The following is a 719-nucleotide window of genomic DNA, read 5'->3' as shown; positions in this document are numbered from 1 at the left end:
CCGTGGTCGGCGAACCACTTGGCGGCGGCGGCGATGTAGGCTCCGGCGCCGTCGGTCTGGACGCCCCATTCGGAGATGGCGGTGGCCTTGCCGTGGGCGGCGGCGAAGTCCTGCTGCCATTGCAGGCCGTAGGACTGGCTGACCTTGCTGGCGAAGGCCTTGAGCGGGTCGGTCGGGTCCCAGGCGGTGTTGTAGTAGAAGTCCATGCCGACGACGTCGACGTAAGCATCGCCCGGATAGGCCTTGGCCGGGTCGTAGCTGCCGCCGGCATTGACGTCCCAGACGAAGCGGAACTGGTCCGAGACGGAGCGGAACAGGCTGACGACGTTCTGGAAGGCGGTCACGAAGGCGGCTTCGTGGCCCTGGGCCGCCCAGGGCATCCAGCTGCCGTTGAACTCCCAGCCGAGGCGCACGTAGATCGGGCCGGCCTCGCTGCGGCCGGCCGCGAGCGCCTGGGCGGCCTTGAGGAAGTGGGCGTCGTAGGCGCCGGTGGCGACCTCGTCGAGCGCGGTGCCCCAGACGGTCAGCGGCACCGACCAGATCACCGAGGTCTGGCTGGGCGCCCACAGCCCGACCGCCCAGGGCACCGAGCTGTCGAAGGCCGCCCAGCTGTCGTTGTTGAGGTAGAACAGGACGTCGTCCACCGGCCGGCCAAGCCAGGCCTGGTAGGCCGCAAGAGCCGCAGGATCGTTGCCGACATAGACACTCAGCGCGGTCAT

The 719-nt window shown here is 69.4% G+C and carries 1 protein-coding gene; it reads right to left on the bottom strand.

The genetic code is table 11. From position 1 onward, the window contains the following. On the bottom strand, positions 1-719 hold a 719-nt coding region (locus WDW90_RS37720; protein WP_336492820.1), incomplete at both ends, for a glycosyl hydrolase.

The organism is Methylobacterium nigriterrae, from assembly GCF_037106235.1.
GTDB lineage: Bacteria > Pseudomonadota > Alphaproteobacteria > Rhizobiales > Beijerinckiaceae > Methylobacterium > Methylobacterium nigriterrae.
Note: the sequence above shows the minus strand (reverse complement) of the source record. Positions and strands in the feature narration are given on the sequence as shown.